This is a genomic window from Spongiibacter marinus (genome assembly GCF_016906995.1).
GTDB lineage: Bacteria > Pseudomonadota > Gammaproteobacteria > Pseudomonadales > Spongiibacteraceae > Spongiibacter > Spongiibacter marinus.
In genome coordinates this window covers 342553-363760 of the sequence record NZ_JAFBBD010000003.1, presented here as the reverse complement: position 1 = coordinate 363760, position 21208 = coordinate 342553, and the positions used below count along the sequence as shown (strand labels likewise).

Here is a 21208-nt window from a genome sequence, read left to right as displayed (position 1 = left end):
GCCAGAGGCCGATTATGGATCTTGGTTTTTCAGAAGAACAGATAATGCTGGGCGACATGGTGAACAAGGTGTGTGAACAAACCCTGCCGCTGACTAGGCTGCGCGAGCTCGAAGGCACTGAGCCCGGGTATTGTGAGGCGTTCTGGTCGTCGCTTGGCGAATTGGGTATTACAGGGCTCAATATCGACTCCGACGATGGCGGTCTTGGCCTTGGTCTGCTGGAAACGGTTGTCGTCTACGAGCAGTTTGGCCGCGCACTGGCCGTTTCCCCCCACCATTGCAGCTCAATGCTGGCTGGCGGGTTGTTGGCTATACAGGGGAGTGCGGCACAGAAGCAACAGTGGCTGACCGGTATTGCCAGCGGAGAGCGTCTGCTAACGGTGGCCCTGTCAGAGCCCGGCCGAGGCACACAGAAGAACAGCATTTCCCTGCAGGCCAAGCGCGTCGATGGTGGATACACCATCACAGGCTGTAAACACTTGGTGCCCTATGCTCGCCAGGCTGATGCGGTGCTTGTGCTGGCCAGAGGCGATCAGGACAAGCGACTGACATTCTTGGTTAGCAGTGAACAGTTACAAGAAAACGCAACACTGAGCTATCAACACAACCACGCTAAAGACGCTCTATATCGCTGCGACTTCGATCAACTGTTTGTTGCTGAACAACACCGACTCGGAGCCGGGGAGCAAGACGCCTGTTGTTGGTCGCAATGGCAATACGTTAACGATGTAGCGCTGTTGCCGCTGGCGGCCTATGCCGTTGGTGCCGCCGAGCGTATTCATGAAATCAGCAATGAATATGCGAACTATCGCAAAGCCTTTGGCAGACCTATCGGTGGCTTCCAGTCGATCGCCCACTACCTAGCGGACATCGTCGTCGCTATCGATGGGGCTCGCACGCTGGTACATCAGGCAGCGTGGATGAAAGATCGGGGCAGGCCCTTCAGCAAGCTGGCAATGATGGCAAAACTGCAGGCCTGCGAAACCTTTCGTCGGGCGGCAGCGCTGGCAATTCAGATTCATGGCGGCATCGGTTACACCCTCGAGGCCGATCCGCAGTTGTTCTTTCGCCGCGCCAAGCAATTGCAGCTGCTCAACGGAGAACCAGCGGAATTAGAGCGGCGCATCGCAGAGCAGTTGTTTCCCGGTGCACAGTCACTCGCAATGCAGCACCGAGTGTCGCGGTTAAAGGCGGCCCTCGCATGAACACCGAAACAATCGACTATAAGCTCGACCGTGGTGTCGCCGTTATCACATTGAATCGCCCGTCGCGGAAAAATGCGATTAATTCGCAGATGAGTCGTGAGTTGCCAGAGGTCTGGCAGCATTTTAATCAGGACCCCGATGCCGTAGTGGCGGTGCTGACCGGTCAGGGCAAGGCATTCTGCAGCGGTGCTGATATTAGCGATTTACCGGATATTGATCTGTCATCGGCCGGAGCCGCCAAACAATCATGCGGCTGGACTGCTTTGCAGAACAATGTCTGGAAGCCGGTGATCTGTGCCGTCAACGGTGTGGTGGTCGGCGGTGGTCTGCACTTTATCGCCGACAGCGACATTGTTATCGCCGCAAACACGGCAATTTTTTTTGACAGCCACGTCAGTGTTGGTCTGGTGTCGGGTGTTGAACCGGTGGGATTGGCACGGCGCATGCCGATCGAAGCGGTGCTGCGAATGGCATTGCTTGGATCTGCCGAGCGTGTCAGTGCTGAACGGGCCCTGCAGTGTGGTCTGGTCGGTGAAGTGGTTGCCGCGGATCAGTTAATGGCGCGAGCACTGCAGCTGGCTCGGCAGATGGTCGGGAACTGCCCCAGCGCCATGGCACGCACCAAGAAAGCGATCTGGGCCGCAAAGCAGCAGCCCCTAGATGCGGCGGTGGATTTCGCTTGGGAGCAGATCATTGCCCATAACCAAAGCCCTGATTTTGCAGAAGGCCTGCGTGCTTTTCAGGACGGTCGGCCCCCGGTCTGGCAGCCGTATCGACCAGATTAAACGAATGGAATCGGAGTGTTGTTATGGATTATCAGAATATTACCTACGTGGTTGATCGTGGCGTCGCTGTGATCAAGCTGTCGCGACCGGAAAAGTTAAACGCCTACACACCGGATATGGGCGAAGAAGTTGTTCATGCCTACCGCCGTGGTGTCGAGCAGTCAGACGTCAGGGCGCTGGTGCTGACGGGGGAGGGGCGAGGGTTCTGTGCGGGAGCCGATCGGGACTTTCTGCAAGGGAAGGTGGCGAACTGCGGCAAGCGGCTAGGCGAAGAACATTTTATCAGCGGTTTTGCCGCCGAGATCGCCTCGTCGCCGAAACTGATGATCGCGGCGGTGAACGGAGTCGCCTCAGGGGTCGGTGCCACCATGACGCTGCCCTTCGATTTGCGAATAGCCTCTGACCAAGCGCGGTTTGACTTTCCCTTCGTGCGCCTCGGTGTCGTGCCCGGTTTTGGCAGCAGTTATTTTCTGCCCCGTTTGATTGGTGCCGGCAGCGCAGATGATGTGTTGTTAAACAGCCGCTGCTTAAGCGCTGATACCGCGCAAAAACTGGGGCTGGTGCAACAGATTGTGCCTGCCGCACAACTATTGGACACCGCGATCGCTATGGCGCGCAGTATCAGCGCCGCCCCGGGCAGTATCGTCAGCCAGTCCAAGCAGCTTTTGCGCGACAGTTTCGGCTCTTCACTGGTTGAGTGTATGGAGCGAGAACAACAAGCCAGCCGGGAATTTACTGCGTATTTTTCCGCAAGCAGTCATTAACGGCCCGCCACGGCCATTGTAAGGACAGAACTATGCAAGACGTTCGATTTGATGATGTCGATACCCTGCGCGCAATGCGCTCCGATGAGTTTGGGCCCTGGAGTAAGCCGGTGTCAATTGACCAGCGCATGATCGATCTCTTCGCCGAGATGACTGGTGATCACCAGTGGATTCATGTCGATGTCGATCGCGCCACCCGGGACAGTCCGTTTGGTAGCACCATCGCCCACGGTTTTCTGGTGTTGGGCATGTCCACGCTGATTAAAAACACCACCAACTATCAGATCGTCGGCCACGGCAACGCCCTAAACTACGGGCTGGAGAATGTGCGTTTTATCAGCCCAGTGCCAGCTGGTGCCAGCTTGCATGGCCACACCCGCTTACGTGAAGTCGAACACGCAAAGGGCGGTGTAATGCTTACTGTGGGAGTGGCTATTCATGAAGTGGGCAAAGGCCGACCTGCGCTCGCATTCGATTGGAAACTGCTGTATCGCGCCTGATTATTGCAGCCTAATTTTCTGTACAGGTATTACGAGATGATAAATGACCTTCCCCTACCAGTGACAAATGATCCTGTGGATCATGGCTTCTGGGCGTCGGCCCTGCAGTCGCAATTGGTGGTTCAGCGCTGCAGCGGCTGTCGTCTGCTGCGATTTCCGCCGCGTCCGATGTGCCCGAAATGTCAAAGCTCTGACAGCGGGTGGCAAGTTATGTCGGGGCGCGGCAAGGTCTGGTCCTTCGCCACACCGGCTTCGCCGTTACTTCCAGCCTTTGAGGCTTTGACGCCATATGTAACTGCCGTTGTCAGTCTAGATGAGCATGAAGACTTGCGAGTGGTTGGTCCATTGCTGCTGGCACCTGGGGGTGACATCCAAGGTGTTCGTGCTGATCAGCTCAGCATTGGTCAGGCCGTTAGTATTGAATTTAAACGACTCGCTGATGATGTTGCCCTGCCGTGTTGGGTATTGGAACCGTCAGGTCGTCAAGGAGAATAGAATGAAGATTAAATCCGTTGGATATATCGGTATTGCTGCAGTTGAGCCTAAGTCCTGGTTGAGGTACGGCGTTGATGTGGTCGGTATGATGCCGTCGCGAGCGATACCCGGTGAAGGTTGGGGAGAACCGCAGTCAAACCATATCGATAACAGGAGTGGTATTGCACCGGACGGATCGGTGTTTCTGAAAATGGATGATTGGCAATGGCGTGTGGCCGTTCACCCTGCTGATGATAAGCGCGGCCTGCTTTATCTTGGTCTAGAGCTGGAAGACAAATTGGCGTTGGAAGGCGCTGTCGCCGAACTTGATGCCCAGGGCATTAATGTGCGCAGAGGCAGTGACGAAGAAGCTCGCTCCCGCGCGGTGTCGGCGATTGCCTACCTGCAGGATCCTGCGGGTAACAGTCTGGAGTTGTTTTACGGGCCGACCAAAGATTACAACTTCACCTCGCCCTGCCACGGCCAGCAATTTGTTGCCGGCCACCTCGGCATTGGCCACCTGAATCTGTTTGTCGATGACCTGGAAAGCAATTTCGATTTTTACACACGCGTGCTCGGTTTCAAACTGTCGGACTATATCCGTATGGGGCCGGAGTCAGCGTTGAAATTTCTTCGATGTAATGAACGCCATCATAGCCTAGCACTTATCGGGATGAAAAATGTCAGCGGTCTGCAACATCTGATGTTCGAAATGCGAGACATTGATGATGTGGGCAAGGCGCTTGATCGGGCCATGCAGCAAGAGGTCAAGGTTAGCAGTAGCTTAGGCCGCCACCGTAATGATGGCATGTTGTCGTTCTATATGAACAGTCCCTCGGGCTTCGATGTGGAAATCGGCTGCGGGTGCTTGCTAATTGACGACAGCTGGACGGTGAACGAGTTCTGTGAGGGCGATGTCTGGGGGCATCACGGGTTGGTTGAGGCAGTTATGGCCTCCAGTGATTCGCTGCGCAATGAGTGAGTCAACGATTCCGCCACTATCAGAAGCAGGTACCTCAATGAGCTCACATACTATTACCGATCAGGATGGCGACGGCGATCTGACTACTTACGCTCTGGAAGATCGATACCAACGCACGCAGGGAAGAGTCTACCTGAATGGCTCACAGGCACTGGTTCGGTTGCCGCTGATGCAGCGCCAGCTTGATGAGGCCCAGGGGCTTAATACCGCAGGCTTCATTTCCGGTTACACCGGGTCGCCGCTGGGAGGTTACGACACGGCGTTGAAGCAAGCCTCAGATCATCTGGCTGCTAACCATATACACTTTCAACCGGGTATAAACGAAGATCTCGGCGCTACCGCGGTATGGGGTTCGCAGCAACTCGATATCGTCGGTGAGGCCCGGTACGACGGAGTGTTTTCACTCTGGTATGGCAAAGGGCCGGGTGTCGATCGTTCTGGTGATGCGCTCAAGCACGGCAGCTACAGTGGCGCTAGCCGTTTTGGTGGAACGCTAGTGCTGGCTGGTGATGACCACGGCGCCAAATCTTCCACGACGGCCCATCAGAGTGATCACGCTTTTGTTCACTTCGGCATGCCTTACCTCAACCCGGCTAACGTGCAGGAATATCTCGACTTTGGCTTGGCGGGTTTTGCATTATCGCGTTTTTCAGGCTGTTGGGTCGGGATGAAATGTGTCACTGATACTGTAGAAAGTTCATCTTCGGTTGATGTTAGCCCCAATCGCTTCAAGGCTGTGATTCCCAGTGACTTCGTCATGCCCGAGGGTGGTCTTAATGCCCGCGAGGGGCTTACTGCCCAGGCTTCCGAAGTGCGCCAGTATCAACATCGACTGCCCGCTGCACAGGCCTTCGTTCGAGCCAATGCTCTGGACAAAACAGTGGTCGCTTGTGAGCAAGGAAAGCTCGGTATTGTAACCACTGGTAAGGCGTACCTAGATGTCATGCAGGCGCTTGACGGCTTAGGCCTTGATCTGAGTGCTTGCAGCCAGTTGGGAATTGGCATCTATAAAGTTGCAATGCCGTGGCCGCTAGAACCGGTCAATATCAGCGAGTTTGTCGGATGTTACGACGAAGTATTGGTTATAGAAGAAAAGCGCCCGGTAATCGAAGAGCAGCTGGCCAGTTTGCTGGTGAATCAGCACAACCGACCGTTGCTGACCGGCAAGGTTGATGAAGCCGGAAAACCACTAGTTAGCAGTACCGGCGAGCTTAATCCACAGGGCCTGTCACAGATTATAGCCGCTCGTTTGCAACGATTGATTCCCGGTTGTGAAAAACAGTTCGACCTGTCGGTGGTCACAGATCAAACGGGTGCCATGGTCGGACAGAGTCTGAATCGCCTGCCTAGCTTTTGTGCCGGCTGTCCTCATAACACCTCTACCAAAGTTCCAGAGGGAAGTATGGCCTTCGGCGGTATTGGTTGTCATGGTATGGCGACGTTTTTGCCGGAACGTAATACTCCCACCTTATTTCAGATGGGGGGAGAGGGAGCCTCTTGGATAGGCATGGCGCCGTTCACCGAGCGAGAACATCTATTCCAGAATATTGGCGATGGCACATATTATCACTCGGGCTTACTAGCTATTCGTGCGGCGGTCGCTGCGAAGGTTAACATCACCTACAAAATTCTGGTCAATGACGCAATCGCGATGACCGGGGGGCAACAGATTGAGGGGCAAATGCGTGTGGACGTGCTGAGTCGGCAATTGGAGGCCGAGGGTGTGCGCCGTATCGCATTGGTCGCGAATGACCCCAGTCAGTATCGTTCCCATGATTCGGGCTTTGCAGACAACGTGACCCTTCATCACCGCGATGAGCTTGATCGGGTTCAAAAATCCCTGCGTGATTACAAGGGTGTGACCGCGATTATTTACGACCAGTACTGTGCCACCGAACTGCGACGCCGGCGCAAGCGTGGTAGCGCTGAAGACCCAGACCAGCGTATTTTTATTAACTCTCGGGTCTGTGAAGGCTGTGGCGATTGCAGCGTGCAATCTAATTGTATAGCCATCGAACCAGAAGATACCCCTTATGGTCGTAAACGGCGTATCAATCAATCTGTTTGTAATAAGGATTTCTCCTGCGTTAAGGGTTATTGCCCGAGTTTTATCTCCGTGTTTGGCGGTAAACTCAGAAAGCGGGGCGTTACCAACGGTCGGGGTGTTGCTGGTGTTGATATTTTACAGCGTGTGTCAGCGCTGCCTCAGCCGGAGCGTATGGATAGCCGCGTCCCTTACAGCGTTCTTATCACCGGTATCGGCGGGTCTGGTGTTGTAACGCTCGGCGCGTTGATCGGCATGGCGGCATTTTTGGAAGGGCGTGGTTGTTCCGTACTGGATGTGGCTGGCCTGGCCCAGCGAAACGGTCCGGTAACCAGTCATATCCGCGTAGCCGAAGATCAGTCTTCGATTCACGCTACTCGTATTACTACGGCGGATTTAGTGATCGGCTGTGACATCGTCGTTGCCGCAGGTAAAGATGTTTTGCAGAAGATGAGGCCAGGACAGACTCGCGCCGTGATAAACCGCTGTGTCGCACCTACCTCCGACTTTGCGAGTAACCCAGATCTAGATCTGTCGGCTGACGGAATGATCGCGTCGATTACTGACGTGACCGATGACCGTCAAGCGCAGTTTGTCGCCGCCGCTTCCCTCGCTACAGCTCTGATGGGTAATGAAGTTGCCACTAATATGTTTCTTGTGGGCTTTGCGCTGCAAAAAGGCTGGTTACCAGTTGGGCTTGCCGCGATTGAGCGTGCCATTGAGCTCAATGGCGTTGCCGTCTCGATGAACAAGGCTAGCCTGGCTTGGGGGCGGCTAGCCGCCGTCGATTTATCTGAGGTGGAAAAGGCTGCTTCGCCCGACGCAGTCGAGCCGCAAGCGGTGGCGGTATTTGATCCGCGTGCCGCTTTTGATGAAGCACTTGAACACCGCTACCAGGAACTGATTGCTTACCAGAACCGCGCCTACGCCGATCGCTATCGGCAACTGATGGAGGAAGTGCAGGCCGCTGACCGCAAGTTGGGCTCCGAGGGGTCGAGGTTATCTGAGGCTGTGGCGAGCAACTATTTCAAACTACTGGCCTATAAAGACGAATACGAAGTGGCGCGACTGCACAGCTCCAGCGAGTTACAGCAGGCGCTGGCAGAAACATTCGAGGGCGATTTCAAACTCGCTTTTCATCTGGCGCCGCCGGTATTGTCTGGTCGCGATCCGCATACCGGCCGCTATCCGAAGCGGGTGTTCGGCAGTTGGATATTGCCGGTTTTTCGCTGCTTGGCCGGGTTGCGCTTTCTGCGTGGCAGCGTGTTCGACCCCTTCGGTTATGCCAAACATCGCCGGTTGGAACGTCGGCTGGCCGCCGATTATGCCGATACCCTGCGCAGCCTGTTGCCTACATTGGCACCGCACAACTATAGCGTCGCCGTTGCCATTGCAGCCTTACCGGAAAAAATCCGCGGTTATGACACGGTGAAAGAAGCCAGTATTGAACAGGCGAATGCGCAGCAGCGGCGGTTGCTGGCGCAATACCACGAACTGTCAGCGACTGAACCTAGAATCGCTGCGGGGCACAATATTGTGGAGAACATCGACTGATGATCCCGTTGAAGCAAAGGAGCACTCTGTGAAAATACTCGACCACAAGGTTGCCGTGGTAACCGGAGCCGGCCGTGGTATCGGTCGCGGCCACTGCCTGCACTTGGCGAAGGCCGGTGCTGCGGTAATCGTCAACGATATCGACGGCGATCAGGCCAAGCGGGTGGTGAAGGACATCGTCGCCGCCGGCGGTCGGGCGGCGCTCAGTACCGCTAACATCGCTAGCCGGGAGGGGGCCAAAGAACTGATTGATGCCAGCTTTAAGCAGTTTGGCAGGCTGGATGTGCTGGTGAACAACGCCGGCAATCTTCGCGACCGCAGCTTCCTGAAAATGACCGACGAAGAGTTCGACGCCGTTTGGTTGGTGCACGTCAAGGGCAGCTTCTGGTGTGCTCAGGCGGCGGCCACCGCGATGCGTCACCAGGGGCAGGGCGGCGCCATTATCAATACCACTTCCGGTGCTCATTTTGGCAGTTTTGGGCAGAGCAATTATGCAGCCGCAAAGGGAGCGCTCGCCTCAATGACCTATACCTGGGCGTTGGAGCTGGCGCGTTATGGCATTCGCGTTAACGCCATTGGCCCGACTGGCACAACCCGTATGTCGGATACCTATCGCGACGCTGCGGGCAACGAAGTAGCGCTGCCTTTTATCGACCCGGAACTCAATGGGCCGCTAGTCGCATGGCTCGCCAGCGATCGGGCCGCAGCGGTCAGCGGCCAGATCTTTGGCTGCGGCGGTGAGCGTATCGCACATCAGGTTCAGCCCCACTATGGCAAAACACTGATTCGTACAGAGGGCTGGGATGTCGAGGCGATCGACCGCTTGCTGTTGCCACAGTTGCGCGCTGAGTTTGGCGCGCTGGGCATGCTGGCTAAGCCCTATCCGTTTCACGACGGCGTAGCGGCACCCTCGCAGACGGTTGCAGCGCATGCCGAGGAGGTTGGCGGTGCTTAAAGATCAAACGGCTATCGTCGGTATCGGCGAAACCCGGTTTGCCAAACGGCTGGAGGATACCGAGTGGGCGCTGGCCTGCCAGGCGATCAAGGCCGCGCTGGACGATGCCGGCATCGATCCCTCCGAGGTCGATGCGATGGGCTGTTTCAATCAGGAAACTACACCCGAATTCGACATCGCCCGCAGCCTGGGTTTTGGCGACGTACACTTTTTTAATCAGGTGGCCCACGGTGGCGGTGCGGCCTGTGGTGTGTTGGGGCAGGTGGCGATGGCTGTGGCCTGCGGTGTCGCCAACGTCGGGGTGGTGTGGCGCTCACGCAAACGGGGCGACCCGAGCAAGCGCCAGTGGGCCGGGGTACAGCCGCGGATTGCGGATCACTGGAAGTGGTCGCGTCCCCACGGCTTGCTGCGCCCGGTGGATGAAGTGGCGGTGACGATGCGGCGCTATATGCATGAGTTCAATGTGACGCGGGAACAACTGGCGACGGTTGCACTGAGTCAGCGCGCCTACGCCAACAACAACCCGAAGGCGATCATGGCCGACAAAACCCTGTCATTGGACGACTACCTGTCAGGGCGAATGATTTCTGATCCGCTGTGTCTCTACGACAACTGCCTGGAGAGCGATGGCGCCATCGCACTGGTGCTGGTACGAAGCACGGATGTAGACCGCCACCAGCAACCGGTGTACCTGCATGCCTTTTCGCAGGGCATGTCACCACAGCATCAATTGATGACCGACTATCACGGTCACAACCCGCTGCAGAGTTCTTCCTGGACGACGGCGGCCAACCTGTGGCGGCAATCGGATATTCAACCCTCGGATATCAAGCTGGCGCAAATCTATGATGCCTTTTCGCCGATGATCCTCTACTGCCTGGAGGCCTATGGCTTTTGCGGGCGGGGAGAAGCGGCCGACTTTATCGCCGACGGCGGCATGTCACAGCAGGGCAGGCTTCCCGTTAATACCTCCGGCGGCAGCCTCTCAGAAGTGTATCTTCATGGCATGAATCTGTTGACGGAAGCGGTTCGGCAGCTGCGCGGCGAGGCGGCTAACCAGGTCGCCGCTGCCGACAGCTGTCTGGTGGCAACCTGCGACAGCACACCCAATGGGGCGGTGGTGTTGCGCCGCTAGCAAAAGGAGAAACAACGATGGCGATCGAACTGAATGATCCGGCCCTGCATGTCGGTATTGTCACCGCCCGGGGCGAGTCGATGCTCGACTTCTATATCCGTGTACTCGGCCTGGAGCCGGTGGGGCAGGTTAATTTTGCCGGTTTAGGGGTGGTCAATAAGTTGCGCTGTGGCGGCAGCATTCTCAAACTGCTGGTGCTGGAGAAGCCCGCCGCTGCCAGTAATCCCGGTGGCGGTTTCAGTGCGGCGACAGGCATCCGCTATCTCTCGCTGGGTATTCAGAACCTTGCCGCGGTGGTGGCGGACTGTCGCAGTGCGGGCGCCGCGGTGGTGGTCGAGCCCAGCGAAATTCGCCCCGGCGCCTGGGCTGCGATGCTGGAAGATCCAGACGGCAATGCGCTCGAATTGATGCAGGTGGACAATCCCTGAGCCGCTGGCCATTATCACTAGAGCTACTAGAGGACTCCTATGAATAACAACAACAAAGAAATGCCTTGCGCGGTGATCACCGGCGCCAGTCGAGGTATCGGTCTGGCGACCGCCGAGCGTTTTCTAGAAGCCGGTTTTCGGGTGCTTAACCTTTCCCGCTCAGCCGCGCCAAATCCAGCGATCATGCAAATTGACGTCGATCTGCTCGATCCTGGCTGGAGCGACGCGGTGGCCGAACAGTTACACTCAGCGGTGGATGGGTCCCAACAAATCGTGGTGGTTCACAACGCCGCCCTGCAGTATCACGGTGGCGTGGCTGAGCTAGACCCGCAACAGCTGCGGGCGGTAATGGAGATCAATGTAGTGGCGCCGGCTATTCTCAACCGCCTGTTGATACCGGCCATGCAGCCCGGGTCAGCCATTATCTATATCGGCTCGACGATGAGCTTGAAAGCGACGGCCAACGTCGCCGCCTATGTGGCCAGCAAGCACGCTCTGCTCGGGCTGATGCGCAGTACCTGTCAGGACCTGGGGAGCAGCGGCATCCATACGGCCTGTATTTGTCCGGGCTTTACCGACACCGAAATGCTGCAGGGCTATGGCGGTGAGATGCTCAGCCAGTTGGCCGGCGCCTCGACGATGGGGCGGCTGGTCAGACCCGAGGAGGTGGCCGAGAGTGTCTACTTTTGCGCGACTAACCCCGCGGTTAATGGCACTGCGCTGCGGGTTGACCTCGGACTGATCGAACACTAGTGGCGAGCCGGCAGGGGCAGGGAATGCGAGTAGAATGTGAGTTATTTATCACATTTAATCGATGGGTCGCTGCATCGAGGGTCCAGTTGCCAAATCTGGTTGCTCATAGACGAGGTTTGGGGCCCGTAAGTTGCTGTTACTGCAGGGGTTGTGACGAATAATGACAAAACGCAACCGTTTACCCGGAACTGCCCCAGCGCAAGGCGAGGGCGAGCAAAACGCAGAGGTTGAATCGATGAGAACTACCGAAGCACAAAAGTTTGAACCCAGAAAGGCACCCAAGCAGGGGCGTGCCGTACACACCGTCGACAGTATTATCCAGGCTACCCAACAGATTCTTTCCAACGAAGGTTATGAGCGGGCGTCGACCAATTACATTGCCGAAGTCGCAGGCGTCAGTATTGGCTCGCTCTATCAGTACTTTCCCAGCAAAGAGGCGATTGTTGCATCGCTGGTTGAAAAAACTGTGGTGGAAGCGGCTGAGCGAATCCGTGAGGAGCTGCTCGCTTGTATGGGCCTGCCGCTGGAAGAGAGCACGCCGCGACTGGTCAAGGTCATCCTGGAGACCCGCAAGGAAAACGCATTTGTGTTTCTGCGGTTGCCGCGGGAGGTGCCGCGTTATCGCAGTGTGTCCCGTCAACTGACGACGGAAAAATACCTGCACACGACAATTTTTTCCTACTACATGCAGCACCGTGAACACCTCGGAATTGACGATCTGGAAACGGCAATTTTTGTCACCGAGCATCTGGTAATCGGTTGTGTCGATGCTTACATCGATAACAACTCTCCCAAGATCGATGAGGAGACCCTGATCGATCATCTCTCTACGGCCGTGCTTCGCTATCTGGGCGCGTAATGGCTGCAACAACAATGTTTAACGTGCTGCACGAACAGCGCGTGGGTAAAGGTGGAGTACTATGAATTTCGATTTTGGCGAGCAAGAGCAGCAGTTCGTGGCCGAGGTGAAGGCCTTTATCGCCGAGCAGGCGCTGTCTGCTGATGCCGATGATGTCATGAACCCCAACCGGGAGTCCGACTCGATTCTCTCCGATACGCCGGCGCGCAAACGTTTTAACCGAGCCATGGCAGAGCGTGGCTACATGGGCATGTCATGGCCCAAAGCCTACGGCGGCAAGGAACTGCCGGGTATTTATGAGTACTTGCTCAATGAAGAGCTGTCCAGGGTCGGTGCGCCGCTGATCGGCAAAGGGGTGGGCTGTGTTGGCCAGACCCTGATTCGCCACGGTTCAGAAAAACTCAAAGCCGAGTTTTTGCCCGCGATTCTCAAGGCCGAGATCGAGTTTGCGCTCGGCTATACCGAACCGGGGGCTGGTTCCGATCTGGCATCACTGAAACTCAAGGCAGAGCGATCCGGTGAGGGGTGGTTGCTCAACGGCCAGAAGATGTTTACCACCTCTGCCCATTTTGCCGACTGGTACTGGCTGGCCGCAAGAACCGACCCCAATGCGCCCAAACATAAAGGTATCAGTTTGTTCTTGGTGCCGATGGATCACCCGGGCATTACTATCACACCGATAGAGACGCTTGGCGAGCACGTCACCAATCAGGTATTTATCGATGATGTCTGGGTACATGAGGACTATCTGGTCGGTGAACTGAACAAGGGTTGGACCTATATCTGCGAAGCCCTCGATTATGAACGCTTTACCTTTTATACCTTCAGCCCATTGGAGGAGAAGTTTAACGCGCTGCTTGAGCTGGTGAACGACACTCACCGTGATGGCGAGCCGCTATCGGCAGATAGCAGTGTACGTCGTCAAATGGCGCGTCTGGCAACCGATGTAGAGACCGCCAAGATGCTGCAGCGGCGGGTTATTTATGCGGCTTCTCAAGGGGGCGTCCCCTCTATCGAGGCGGCGGAGTGCAAACTTTACAGCACCGAGCTTCACCAGCGTTTGTCACAGGCGGCAATTGATTTTCTCGGCGAACAGGGCCTGCTTCACAAAGATGATGTCGATGCTGCCGCAGGTGGTAAGTGGGAGTGGTCCTACCGTGCGACGCCGCTGGACACGATTGGCGCTGGCACTTCAGAGATTCAAAAAAATATCATCGCTCGCAAGAAGTTAAATTTACCCCTCGAATATTAGCGCGCTGGCGGGCTTCCAACAATGCTGTGTGTATGATCATAATTGGTAAGCGTTATAGCGATTTCCCATACGATATAATTGGTCAGTTTCGTATCGCATTGCTAAAACGCTTTGTGGGGCCGTAATCATTAGGCTGTAGTGCTAGCCACGAAATAATATAATTCCTTCTGGGCACTGGTCTTGTATTATGTTCGTTGTGATGATTTTGCTGATTTATTCTGAGATTTGGCCTTAAATCTATGTAATTCACACGAAATATGTCCATTGTTCCGGGCAGGCGGGTGTCACCTTTTATCGAGTAATTGTGACGCGAATTGCGAATCCATTTGTTGCTAAACAGCTTATAAGCAAAACCTGTCTGTTCGTCTTTGCTACTATGAGCCCTCAAGATTTATCGCGTATTATCGAAATGGCCTGGGAGGATCGGACTCCCTTCGAGGCGATAGAAAACGACTACGGTTTATCAGAGGCGGCGGTAATACAGCTGATGCGGCGCTCCCTGAAGCAGTCTTCGTTTCGTCTCTGGCGCAAGCGTGTCTCCGGTCGTAAAACCAAGCATGCTAGTTTGCGATCACCGGCGGTGACTCGTGCGTACTGCCCAAGTCAATATCGGCATCGCTAAGTGAGTACGGTGGTAATTGTGGCGTTTGCGATGTCGAGCCAGGCTGTGTACGCCGTGTTTTGACAGACTTCTAGCCACCAGGGCTAGCCCGAGAGGATGGATTCGTAGGGGGAGAGCACATGCGTTTGATATGGGTGCTGGTGTTCGCGACGGTTGCACTGGCCTTTGGCTTTTCTAACAACACCAATGACGTTGCACAGGGTAGCGATGAGCGATTTCTTCACGCCTATGAGAATCGCCAGTCGAATTTGCAACTGTCTGGGCAGGGCGTGGTAGAAAAGTTGTTAAGCGATGATCTCGACGGCAGTCGTCATCAACGGTTCATTTTACGTCTAGCTTCCGGGCAGACTCTGCTCGTCGCACACAATATTGATCTTGCACCGCGCATAAACGACCTTAAGGTCGGTGATATGGTCGCTTTTTATGGCGAGTATGAATGGAATCAGCGTGGCGGGGTCATCCACTGGACGCATCACGACCCGAGAGGCAGGCACCCCCACGGCTGGTTGAAACACCGCGGGGTAACCTATCAATAAAGGCTATTTCGAGTCCATTTGACGCTGTTTGTGGAGCAATTCCATTAAGGTAAATGCGACCTCTGAACCGGCATTTTGGTTCTGCCCTGTAACCACTATACCGTCGACCACAACGTGATTGGCCAGCAGGTCGTAGAATCTTGTATTGGATTCAAAGGCCGCGCCCGCAGCTCGTAATGCAGACTCTGGGTGTTGTGGCGTTTCGGTGATACCGAGCTCTTCGATTTGTTTGTCGGTAACGGCGGTGAGCGACAAGCCTTCTACCAGCAGCTTGCCATCAGGGCGCCGTGCCTTTAGCAGGCCAAGGGGGCCGTGGCACACTGCGCCAATGGGTGTTGCGGCGGCGTAAGCTTGAGTGATTTTTTCACCGAGTACCTCCGAGTAACCCAGGTCATATGCAGCGCCCCAGCCCCCAGCTAAAAAGACAATATCGTAGTCACTAATATTGACGTCGGCGATCGCGATGGAGTGCTTAGCTTTTTGTTGGAACTCGGCATCTTGAAGATATCGTTGGTCATCTTCAGAGATGATGTACCACTTAAAGGAAATCGGGTCGATGGGAACCTCACCACCGTCAATACTCGCGATATCCACAGAGAGGCCATGCTCAGTGAAGCGGTAGTAAGGCGCGGTCATTTCTGAGCCAAATACGCCGGTGGCTTTGCCACCCTAGCCAAGGGTTGCTTGGCTAGTGGTAATAATTAGCGCTTTGGCTTGCGGCAGGGGGCCACATTCGCTTCGTAGTGTGGGTGGTAACCCATTAGGTTGAGAGGGGTGTGCGTAGCACAACCACTGAGTAGCAAAACAAAAACAGCGGCGAATAATCGTAGGGAGAGTGTCATGTTATCTCCTGTGGAGCGTGTAACGGTAGTCGTAGTGGCGAGCGCGAGGGGGCTAACGTGTATGGTTTGCTGCTTCAAACCCCTAATACAAGTTATGCTAAAGGCTGTGCAGCAGCGCACATTGCTGAGGTGATGTGACGAGCTTTCGTTGCGCAGCTTTTGGAATTAGCGAGGTTAGGGAGTGACGATGCATCAACGATTTCAGGCGGTAGGGCAATCAATGCGCTTGCCATTTCTGGTGCTCACGCCGGTGTGCCTACTGCTGGGCTACGCGAGCGCGAGCCTCCGGTTGGCGCGCGTCGACTACTTCGATTTTAGCCTGGTAATAGTCGCGGGACTGGCTGCACATATCAGTGTAAATCTCTTCAACGAGTTTTTTGATTTCAAAAGTGGTTTGGATGCAAAAACTCAGCGAACGCCCTTCAGTGGCGGCAGTGGTTCGCTAGTCGTCCAGCCTGAAGCGGCAGCAGCCGTGTTGTATGCCGCGTGTTTCTGCCTGGCACTGACAGTAGTGATCGGTGGTTATTTTGTTGCGGTAACTGGCTTGGCGCTGCTGCCACTTGGCCTTGTGGGAGTTGCCACAATTATCAGCTATACCCAGTGGATTAATCGCCACCCTTGGTTATGCTTGCTTGCACCTGGCTTGGCGTTTGGTCCGCTTATGGTGATGGGAACGGACTATGTTTTAACAGGGCAATATTCCTACACGGCTTTTTACCTTTCGCTGTTGCCGTTTTTTCTAAGCAACAATCTACTTTTACTAAATCAGCTGCCGGATATCAGCGCTGATGAGTCTGTCGGCCGCAGGCAATTTCCGTCGGCCTATGGGGTGAAGGCAAGTATTGGCGCGTATGGGGCATTCATTGCGGCTAGCCTGATAACGGTTCTGGCCGGCGTCACTCACCTCGGCCTGCCGTTTGCGTCGCTGCTTAGCGTGATTCCTCTACTGCTTGCGCTACCGGTACTGCACGGACTTCGGCATGGTTTGCCAACGCCAGCCAGTTTAACGCGAATACTGGCAATGAATGTGGCGTTGAGTCTGCTGACGCCGCTGGTATTTGCCGTTTCGATTATTGTGGGCTAGAGGCTGCCGGGAGGCTTGAGAGTATGTTTGCTTTTACAGCGAATGCCCGCCGTCGGCAGCTGTTAAATGCCGCTGCGTCTCATAAAAAAGTGCCGCACTCGCGACCAGTAAACGCGGCCTTGCCTGCGGTCGTCGAGCGCTATTTTGACCGCTGTTTTGGGGCTGTATCCCGCGACTACGCCGCAGTGCGATTACAACAGCGTGGGCGGTTGCGGAGTGATGTGAATCGTCAACGTTGGTGGGTATTCTCTGCACAGCAGCACTCCACATTGGTGTTTCCGGGCTTTGACTGGCAGGCAACATTGCAATTGGCCTTCGGGTTGACACTAAAAATTCGCGATAGCTACTACGACGGCGCGGCCTATTCCAAGCTGAATTTTATAGGGCTGCCTTTGGCCCACGCCGGCGGTAGCAATGAGCACGCCGAAGCAGCGCTTCAACGGTATTTGGCTGAAGCGGTTTGGTACCCACAGGCGCTTTTACCAAGCGATTGTCTGGTGTGGCAGGAGGGGGAAAAGGGCTCGGCTGTCGCAGTACTCAGTGATGGCGGCCACACTGTGAGCATGCGCTTTCACTTTAATTCTGAAGGGGAGGTCACGCTGGTGTCCACCCCGAACGGTTTTGCTGGGTTAACGATGGCTATGAGAAACGCCCTTGGGAGGGACGCTTTTGCCATTACCAACGCCGGTTAGGTATGTGGGTGCCGACGTCTGCCAGTGCCGCTTGGCACGTCCCTCAAGGGGTGGAAGAGGTTTGGCAGGGTGAGTTGACGGATGTGCAGTATATTTTACAGTCTGATTTGTAATATACGAGTGTATATACAAATGTATTGACACTTGTCGGTCAAGGCGTATAGTCGCAGTGGTCAATTATTGAGCAAAGTGGTGTAGCAAACCATGCAAGTGACCACTGAAGAGAGCAGGCAATGAAAACAGGAAAAGTCCTCCACGGCGCGGCGCGGCTCGCTTTTGATAGCGTAGACGGTGTGAATACCATCGTAGAGCAGATGTACCGTAATATCAGCGCGACACCGCTGCCATTTGGTCGCGCGCCAGAGGGGCCTGCCCCCGGTATTGCGGGCTTGGTGCATCGAGTGATTCGCGGCGTTAACGGCGGGGTTCGCAGCACCACTGATGTGGCGCTGTCACCACTGACAAATTATTTAGATGGACACTTTCCCCCCGGGCCGCATCGAGCGGCAGTGATTGCGGCGCTTAACGGCATATGCGGCGACCACCTGCATCGCAGTGGCAACCCCTTAGCGACCCCAATGACGCTGAGAGTGATGCTGGGGCCGGACGCGGCGCCAAGTGATGCCCCCGGCGCCGCATTATTTGAAACCTGCCACAGATCCGTTGAGATATACCCCAGTGCCGCGGCCCTGAGCGACAGCGAGTTTACCGCGGGTGGCCATATTTTATTGCTGGCCCATGGCCTGTGCATGAATGAATTGGAGTGGACAGCGAAGCAGCACAACCACGGACATATGCTGGCTAAGGAGTATGGCTACAGTCCGGTGTTTGTGCGTTACAACAGCGGTAAACATATTTCACAAAATGGGCGTGAGCTTGCCCAACACCTTGAGGGGCTTGTCGAGCGCTGGCCTGTTCCAGTTCAGTCGGTTACCGCCTTGGGCTTCAGCATGGGCGGGCTAGTACTGCGCAGCGCAATGCACAGCGCTCTTGAACACGCGCAGCGGTGGCCACAGCTTTTGGATAAGGTGGTGTACATCGGTACACCTCACCACGGCTCTGCGTTGGAGCGGGGCGGCTATTGGCTGCAGAGAGCAATGGCATTCAGTCCCTATACTGCGCCGCTTGCTGCGCTGGGCCGCATTCGCAGCGACGGCATTACAGACCTGCGCCATGGAAATATTGTCGACGCCGATTGGCAGTTGTATGACGAACATCAGGACAATGCCGATCATCGGGTGCCGCTCATGCTTCCACCAGGCATTGACCATTACGCGATTGCCGGGACACTGTCTCGGTCGTCGGCGGGCTACCTGCAGCGCAGTGATGGTTTGGTGCACCCCGATAGCGCTTTGGGGAGGCACCCGCTGGGGGCAAAAACGCTAGGCTTTGCCGCAGACCGGCAGCGGGTGTTTTGTCAGCTGGATCATTTGAGTATGCTCAGTGACGCTCGCGTTGCCGACCAATTGAAAGAGTGGCTGTCCTTAAACTGAACTGGGTGGCCTTGAACTAATTGGCCTTGAAATGAACGGTCTTGCGCCGAATATTGGGGCCGGCGGTATTTATGTGCCCCCGCCCCGCCATAACAAAGGGAGTGTTGTGATGATAAGTGGGTCGTGCCTGTGTGGCGAAGTGCAGTACACAGTCGAGGGAAAATTCGACCATTTTTTCCTGTGCCATTGTCGCCATTGCCAAAAGGATACCGGGTCAGCCCACGCGGCAAATCTGTTTTCCCATGGCGGGCAGCTAACGTGGCGTCAGGGAGAGGCATTGGTAACGAGCTTCACCTTAGAGGGGAGTCGTCATTGTAAAAGCTTTTGTAGTCGTTGTGGCTCGGCGCTGCCATCGCTGCAGCTTGCGGGGGAGCTGTTGGTGGTACCAGCGGGAAGCGTAGACGAGCCGCTACAACAGCGCCCCAATGCCCATTTGTTTACGCGTAGCCGCGCGTCCTGGGATGCCGATTTAGAACAGTTGCAGGCGTTCGAGACGCTGCCGGGGTAGAATACGTCGCCATAATCTCTATCACGAAGGATGATATTGAGTGAAAGGCTTAGAGAATAAGATACCGCCGCCAGCAGTGGCCCTATTGGTGGCCACTGCTATGTGGGGGCTCGCTGAGGCGACGCCGAATATGCCCGTTGATAACACAACGAGGCTTGCTCTGGTGGCCCTGTGTTATCTGCTGGGCGCTGGATTCTCTCTTGGTGGGGTGATGTCATTTCGGCGCGCAAAAACGACGGTGAATCCCTTGAAGCCTGAATCAGCCTCGGCACTGGTCGACACAGGTATTTACCGCTACACCCGCAATCCAATGTATGTTGGCTTTGCGTTATTTTTGTTGGCGTGGGCAGTGTTTTTGTCGTCGCTGTGGGCCCTGTTGGGACTGCCGCTGTTTATTGTCTATATTCAGCATTTCCAAATTCGTCCGGAAGAGCGCGCTTTAGAACAGATTTTTGGCAGTGAATTCTTAGACTACAAACGCCGGGTTCGCCGCTGGTTGTAGCGGTGTTGCCACGATAAATATAAGGGTGTTAGAAGCTTTGCACGACGACGAATACTGGATGCAACAAGCCCTGTTATTGGCAGAGCGTGCGGAAAAACTCAATGAGGTGCCGGTTGGTGCGTTGGTGGTGCGCGACGGCGTTGTCTTGGGTGAGGGCTATAACAGCCCGATTTCCGGGCATGATCCCTGCGCCCATGCGGAGATTATTGCCCTGCGCCAGGCCGCCGCTAACGTTGAAAATTACCGCCTGCCGGGCGCGACCCTATACGTCACCATTGAGCCTTGCGCTATGTGCGCGGGCGCGATCATTCACAGCCGGGTAGCGCGGCTGGTGTTTGGTGCCAGTGAGCCTAAGGCAGGGGCGGTGAGTAGTCATTTGCAGTTATTTGATCAGGCGCAAATGAATCACCGCGTTCAGTGGCAGGGCGGCGTGCTGGCCGAGCTGGCGAGTGCGCAGGTGCAGGCTTTTTTCGCGCGCCGCCGCGAAGAGAAAAAAATGGCAAAGCGTGCGGCGAAGGCAAGTAGCGGCGAGTAGTCGGGCGGTCACAGAAGCGAGCGCTAGCACTAGCAATAGAAGGCGTTGATACTGCTGCTAAGTGCGTCCATATACTGGCGGGCAATGTGCTCGCCAATGTCAGTGTGTTTGCCCAGCCAACGCACAGGGGCGCCGCTACCACTAATTATTGCGCAGGCGTCGGTGCCGGTTCCTGTCGCAACTTGCCCTGATACCGGGCTGCGGATATTCATGTCTTGCAGAACCGCAGCCTTGGCTTCGCTGATCAAGCCGTGGAGCTCCACCATGCCCGCCGTTGAAAAACTCAGGTCGGCGATAACAACGCTGTTGATAGTGCCGACCGGCATCGCTTGGGTGGGCTTCCAGTCGCAGGGGTCGCCGGCGCGGCGTGCGTTGCTCAGTCCGCAGCTAACATAAACAGCAAGCGCTTCCCCGTAGATCTGGCTGTGTGACTGGCGCAGTGACGCCATTGAGGCTGCGGTCATCATCCCGACACAGGTGTCGGGAAGTTGAAGGCGCTGTTGAGCTTGCTGAAGACTTTGTTCCGGGGTGTGCAAAGGGGCATTGGCGTCGCGCTCGACGCGCAAGTTGATAAGTGACCGCGCGCTGACCAGCCCACCATTCAATACTGCTGAGCTTAAACACGGTCGTGGCTCGGGCCACTGCAGTGTAAAGTGAGCCGAGCTAGTGTGAGACTGCCAATTGTCGCTGGGTGTTTCCAAGAT

Annotated in this window: 23 protein-coding genes and 1 pseudogene; 22 read left to right on the top strand and 2 right to left on the bottom strand. The window is 55.7% G+C overall.

What is annotated here, in order from left to right:
- Positions 1–14 precede the first annotated feature (14 nt).
- The 15 genes from HNR64_RS06265 (at position 15) to HNR64_RS06195 (ending at position 14848) form a co-directional block, all read left to right on the top strand.
- Positions 15–1205 carry an acyl-CoA dehydrogenase family protein gene (locus tag HNR64_RS06265; protein ID WP_204995670.1) on the top strand — a complete coding sequence of 397 codons (1191 nt, stop codon included), beginning with the start codon at positions 15–17 and terminating at the stop codon, positions 1203–1205.
- Positions 1202–1990, top strand: a complete 789-nt coding sequence (locus HNR64_RS06260; protein WP_204995669.1) for an enoyl-CoA hydratase/isomerase family protein — start codon at positions 1202–1204, stop codon at positions 1988–1990. Before HNR64_RS06265 ends, HNR64_RS06260 begins: the two co-directional genes overlap by 4 nt.
- A 23-nt stretch (positions 1991–2013) precedes the next feature.
- Positions 2014–2754, top strand: coding sequence for an enoyl-CoA hydratase/isomerase family protein (locus tag HNR64_RS06255; RefSeq protein WP_204995668.1), 741 nt, complete (start codon positions 2014–2016; stop codon positions 2752–2754).
- A gap of 32 nt (positions 2755–2786) precedes the next feature.
- Positions 2787–3254 (top strand): MaoC family dehydratase, encoded by a 468-nt coding sequence (locus HNR64_RS06250; RefSeq protein ID WP_204995667.1) that lies wholly within the window; start codon positions 2787–2789, stop codon positions 3252–3254.
- 36 nt (positions 3255–3290) lie between these two features.
- Positions 3291–3749: a Zn-ribbon domain-containing OB-fold protein gene (locus tag HNR64_RS06245; RefSeq protein ID WP_204995666.1), complete on the top strand. Its 459-nt coding sequence runs from the start codon at positions 3291–3293 to the stop codon at positions 3747–3749.
- A gap of 1 nt (position 3750) precedes the next feature.
- Positions 3751–4710, top strand: a complete 960-nt coding sequence (locus HNR64_RS06240; protein WP_204995665.1) for a VOC family protein — start codon at positions 3751–3753, stop codon at positions 4708–4710.
- 37 nt (positions 4711–4747) lie between these two features.
- Positions 4748–8308, top strand: a complete 3561-nt coding sequence (locus HNR64_RS06235) for an indolepyruvate ferredoxin oxidoreductase family protein (protein WP_204995664.1) — start codon at positions 4748–4750, stop codon at positions 8306–8308.
- A gap of 28 nt (positions 8309–8336) precedes the next feature.
- Positions 8337–9263, top strand: coding sequence for an SDR family NAD(P)-dependent oxidoreductase (locus HNR64_RS06230; protein ID WP_204995663.1), 927 nt, complete (start codon positions 8337–8339; stop codon positions 9261–9263).
- The gene (locus HNR64_RS06225; RefSeq protein WP_338061819.1) at positions 9256–10398 is read left to right on the top strand and encodes a thiolase C-terminal domain-containing protein; all 1143 of its coding nucleotides are present in this window, start codon (positions 9256–9258) and stop codon (positions 10396–10398) included. The genes HNR64_RS06230 and HNR64_RS06225 overlap by 8 nt, the downstream gene beginning before the upstream one ends.
- Before the next feature lie 17 nt (positions 10399–10415).
- A complete protein-coding gene (locus tag HNR64_RS06220) occupies positions 10416–10826 on the top strand; it encodes a VOC family protein (RefSeq protein ID WP_204995661.1) in 411 nt (136 codons plus the stop codon).
- 39 nt (positions 10827–10865) lie between these two features.
- Positions 10866–11579, top strand: a complete 714-nt coding sequence (locus tag HNR64_RS06215; RefSeq protein WP_239547639.1) for an SDR family NAD(P)-dependent oxidoreductase — start codon at positions 10866–10868, stop codon at positions 11577–11579.
- Between the two features lie 235 nt (positions 11580–11814).
- Positions 11815–12438 carry a TetR/AcrR family transcriptional regulator gene (locus HNR64_RS06210; protein ID WP_204995660.1) on the top strand — a complete coding sequence of 208 codons (624 nt, stop codon included), beginning with the start codon at positions 11815–11817 and terminating at the stop codon, positions 12436–12438.
- Between the two features lie 61 nt (positions 12439–12499).
- Positions 12500–13690, top strand: coding sequence for an acyl-CoA dehydrogenase family protein (locus tag HNR64_RS06205; protein WP_204995659.1), 1191 nt, complete (start codon positions 12500–12502; stop codon positions 13688–13690).
- Between the two features lie 376 nt (positions 13691–14066).
- Positions 14067–14312 (top strand): TIGR03643 family protein, encoded by a 246-nt coding sequence (locus HNR64_RS06200; RefSeq protein ID WP_204995747.1) that lies wholly within the window; start codon positions 14067–14069, stop codon positions 14310–14312.
- Between the two features lie 119 nt (positions 14313–14431).
- A complete protein-coding gene (locus HNR64_RS06195) occupies positions 14432–14848 on the top strand; it encodes a DUF3465 domain-containing protein (RefSeq protein WP_204995658.1) in 417 nt (138 codons plus the stop codon).
- A gap of 3 nt (positions 14849–14851) precedes the next feature.
- On the opposite strand, the gene HNR64_RS06190 is transcribed toward HNR64_RS06195, so the two are convergent.
- Entirely contained in the window at positions 14852–15484 is a 633-nt protein-coding gene (locus HNR64_RS06190) for a type 1 glutamine amidotransferase domain-containing protein (protein WP_204995657.1), read from the bottom strand.
- Between the two features lie 393 nt (positions 15485–15877).
- On the opposite strand from HNR64_RS06190, the gene HNR64_RS06185 reads away from it, so the two are divergent.
- From HNR64_RS06185 to tadA, 7 genes and pseudogenes are all read left to right on the top strand, one after another.
- Positions 15878–16774: a prenyltransferase gene (locus tag HNR64_RS06185; RefSeq protein WP_204995656.1), complete on the top strand. Its 897-nt coding sequence runs from the start codon at positions 15878–15880 to the stop codon at positions 16772–16774.
- 23 nt (positions 16775–16797) lie between these two features.
- A complete protein-coding gene (locus HNR64_RS06180) occupies positions 16798–17466 on the top strand; it encodes a DUF6920 family protein (RefSeq protein ID WP_204995655.1) in 669 nt (222 codons plus the stop codon).
- A pseudogene (locus HNR64_RS17535) lies at positions 17448–17579 on the top strand (hypothetical protein); the annotation flags it as partial. The gene HNR64_RS06180 and the pseudogene HNR64_RS17535, both read left to right, overlap by 19 nt.
- Before the next feature lie 120 nt (positions 17580–17699).
- A complete protein-coding gene (locus tag HNR64_RS06175; RefSeq protein ID WP_204995654.1) occupies positions 17700–18959 on the top strand; it encodes an esterase/lipase family protein in 1260 nt (419 codons plus the stop codon).
- 109 nt (positions 18960–19068) lie between these two features.
- Positions 19069–19467: a GFA family protein gene (locus HNR64_RS06170; RefSeq protein ID WP_204995653.1), complete on the top strand. Its 399-nt coding sequence runs from the start codon at positions 19069–19071 to the stop codon at positions 19465–19467.
- Positions 19468–19507: 40 nt separating this feature from the next.
- On the top strand, positions 19508–19969 hold the full coding sequence (locus HNR64_RS17095) for a methyltransferase (RefSeq protein ID WP_204995652.1): 462 nt from the start codon (positions 19508–19510) through the stop codon (positions 19967–19969).
- A gap of 37 nt (positions 19970–20006) precedes the next feature.
- Positions 20007–20504 carry a tRNA adenosine(34) deaminase TadA gene (tadA, locus tag HNR64_RS06160; protein ID WP_275587315.1) on the top strand — a complete coding sequence of 166 codons (498 nt, stop codon included), beginning with the start codon at positions 20007–20009 and terminating at the stop codon, positions 20502–20504.
- 29 nt (positions 20505–20533) lie between these two features.
- Here tadA and HNR64_RS06155 read toward each other — a convergent pair whose 3' ends face one another.
- Entirely contained in the window at positions 20534–21205 is a 672-nt protein-coding gene (locus tag HNR64_RS06155) for an adenosylcobinamide amidohydrolase (protein ID WP_204995650.1), read from the bottom strand.
- Positions 21206–21208 lie beyond the last annotated feature (3 nt).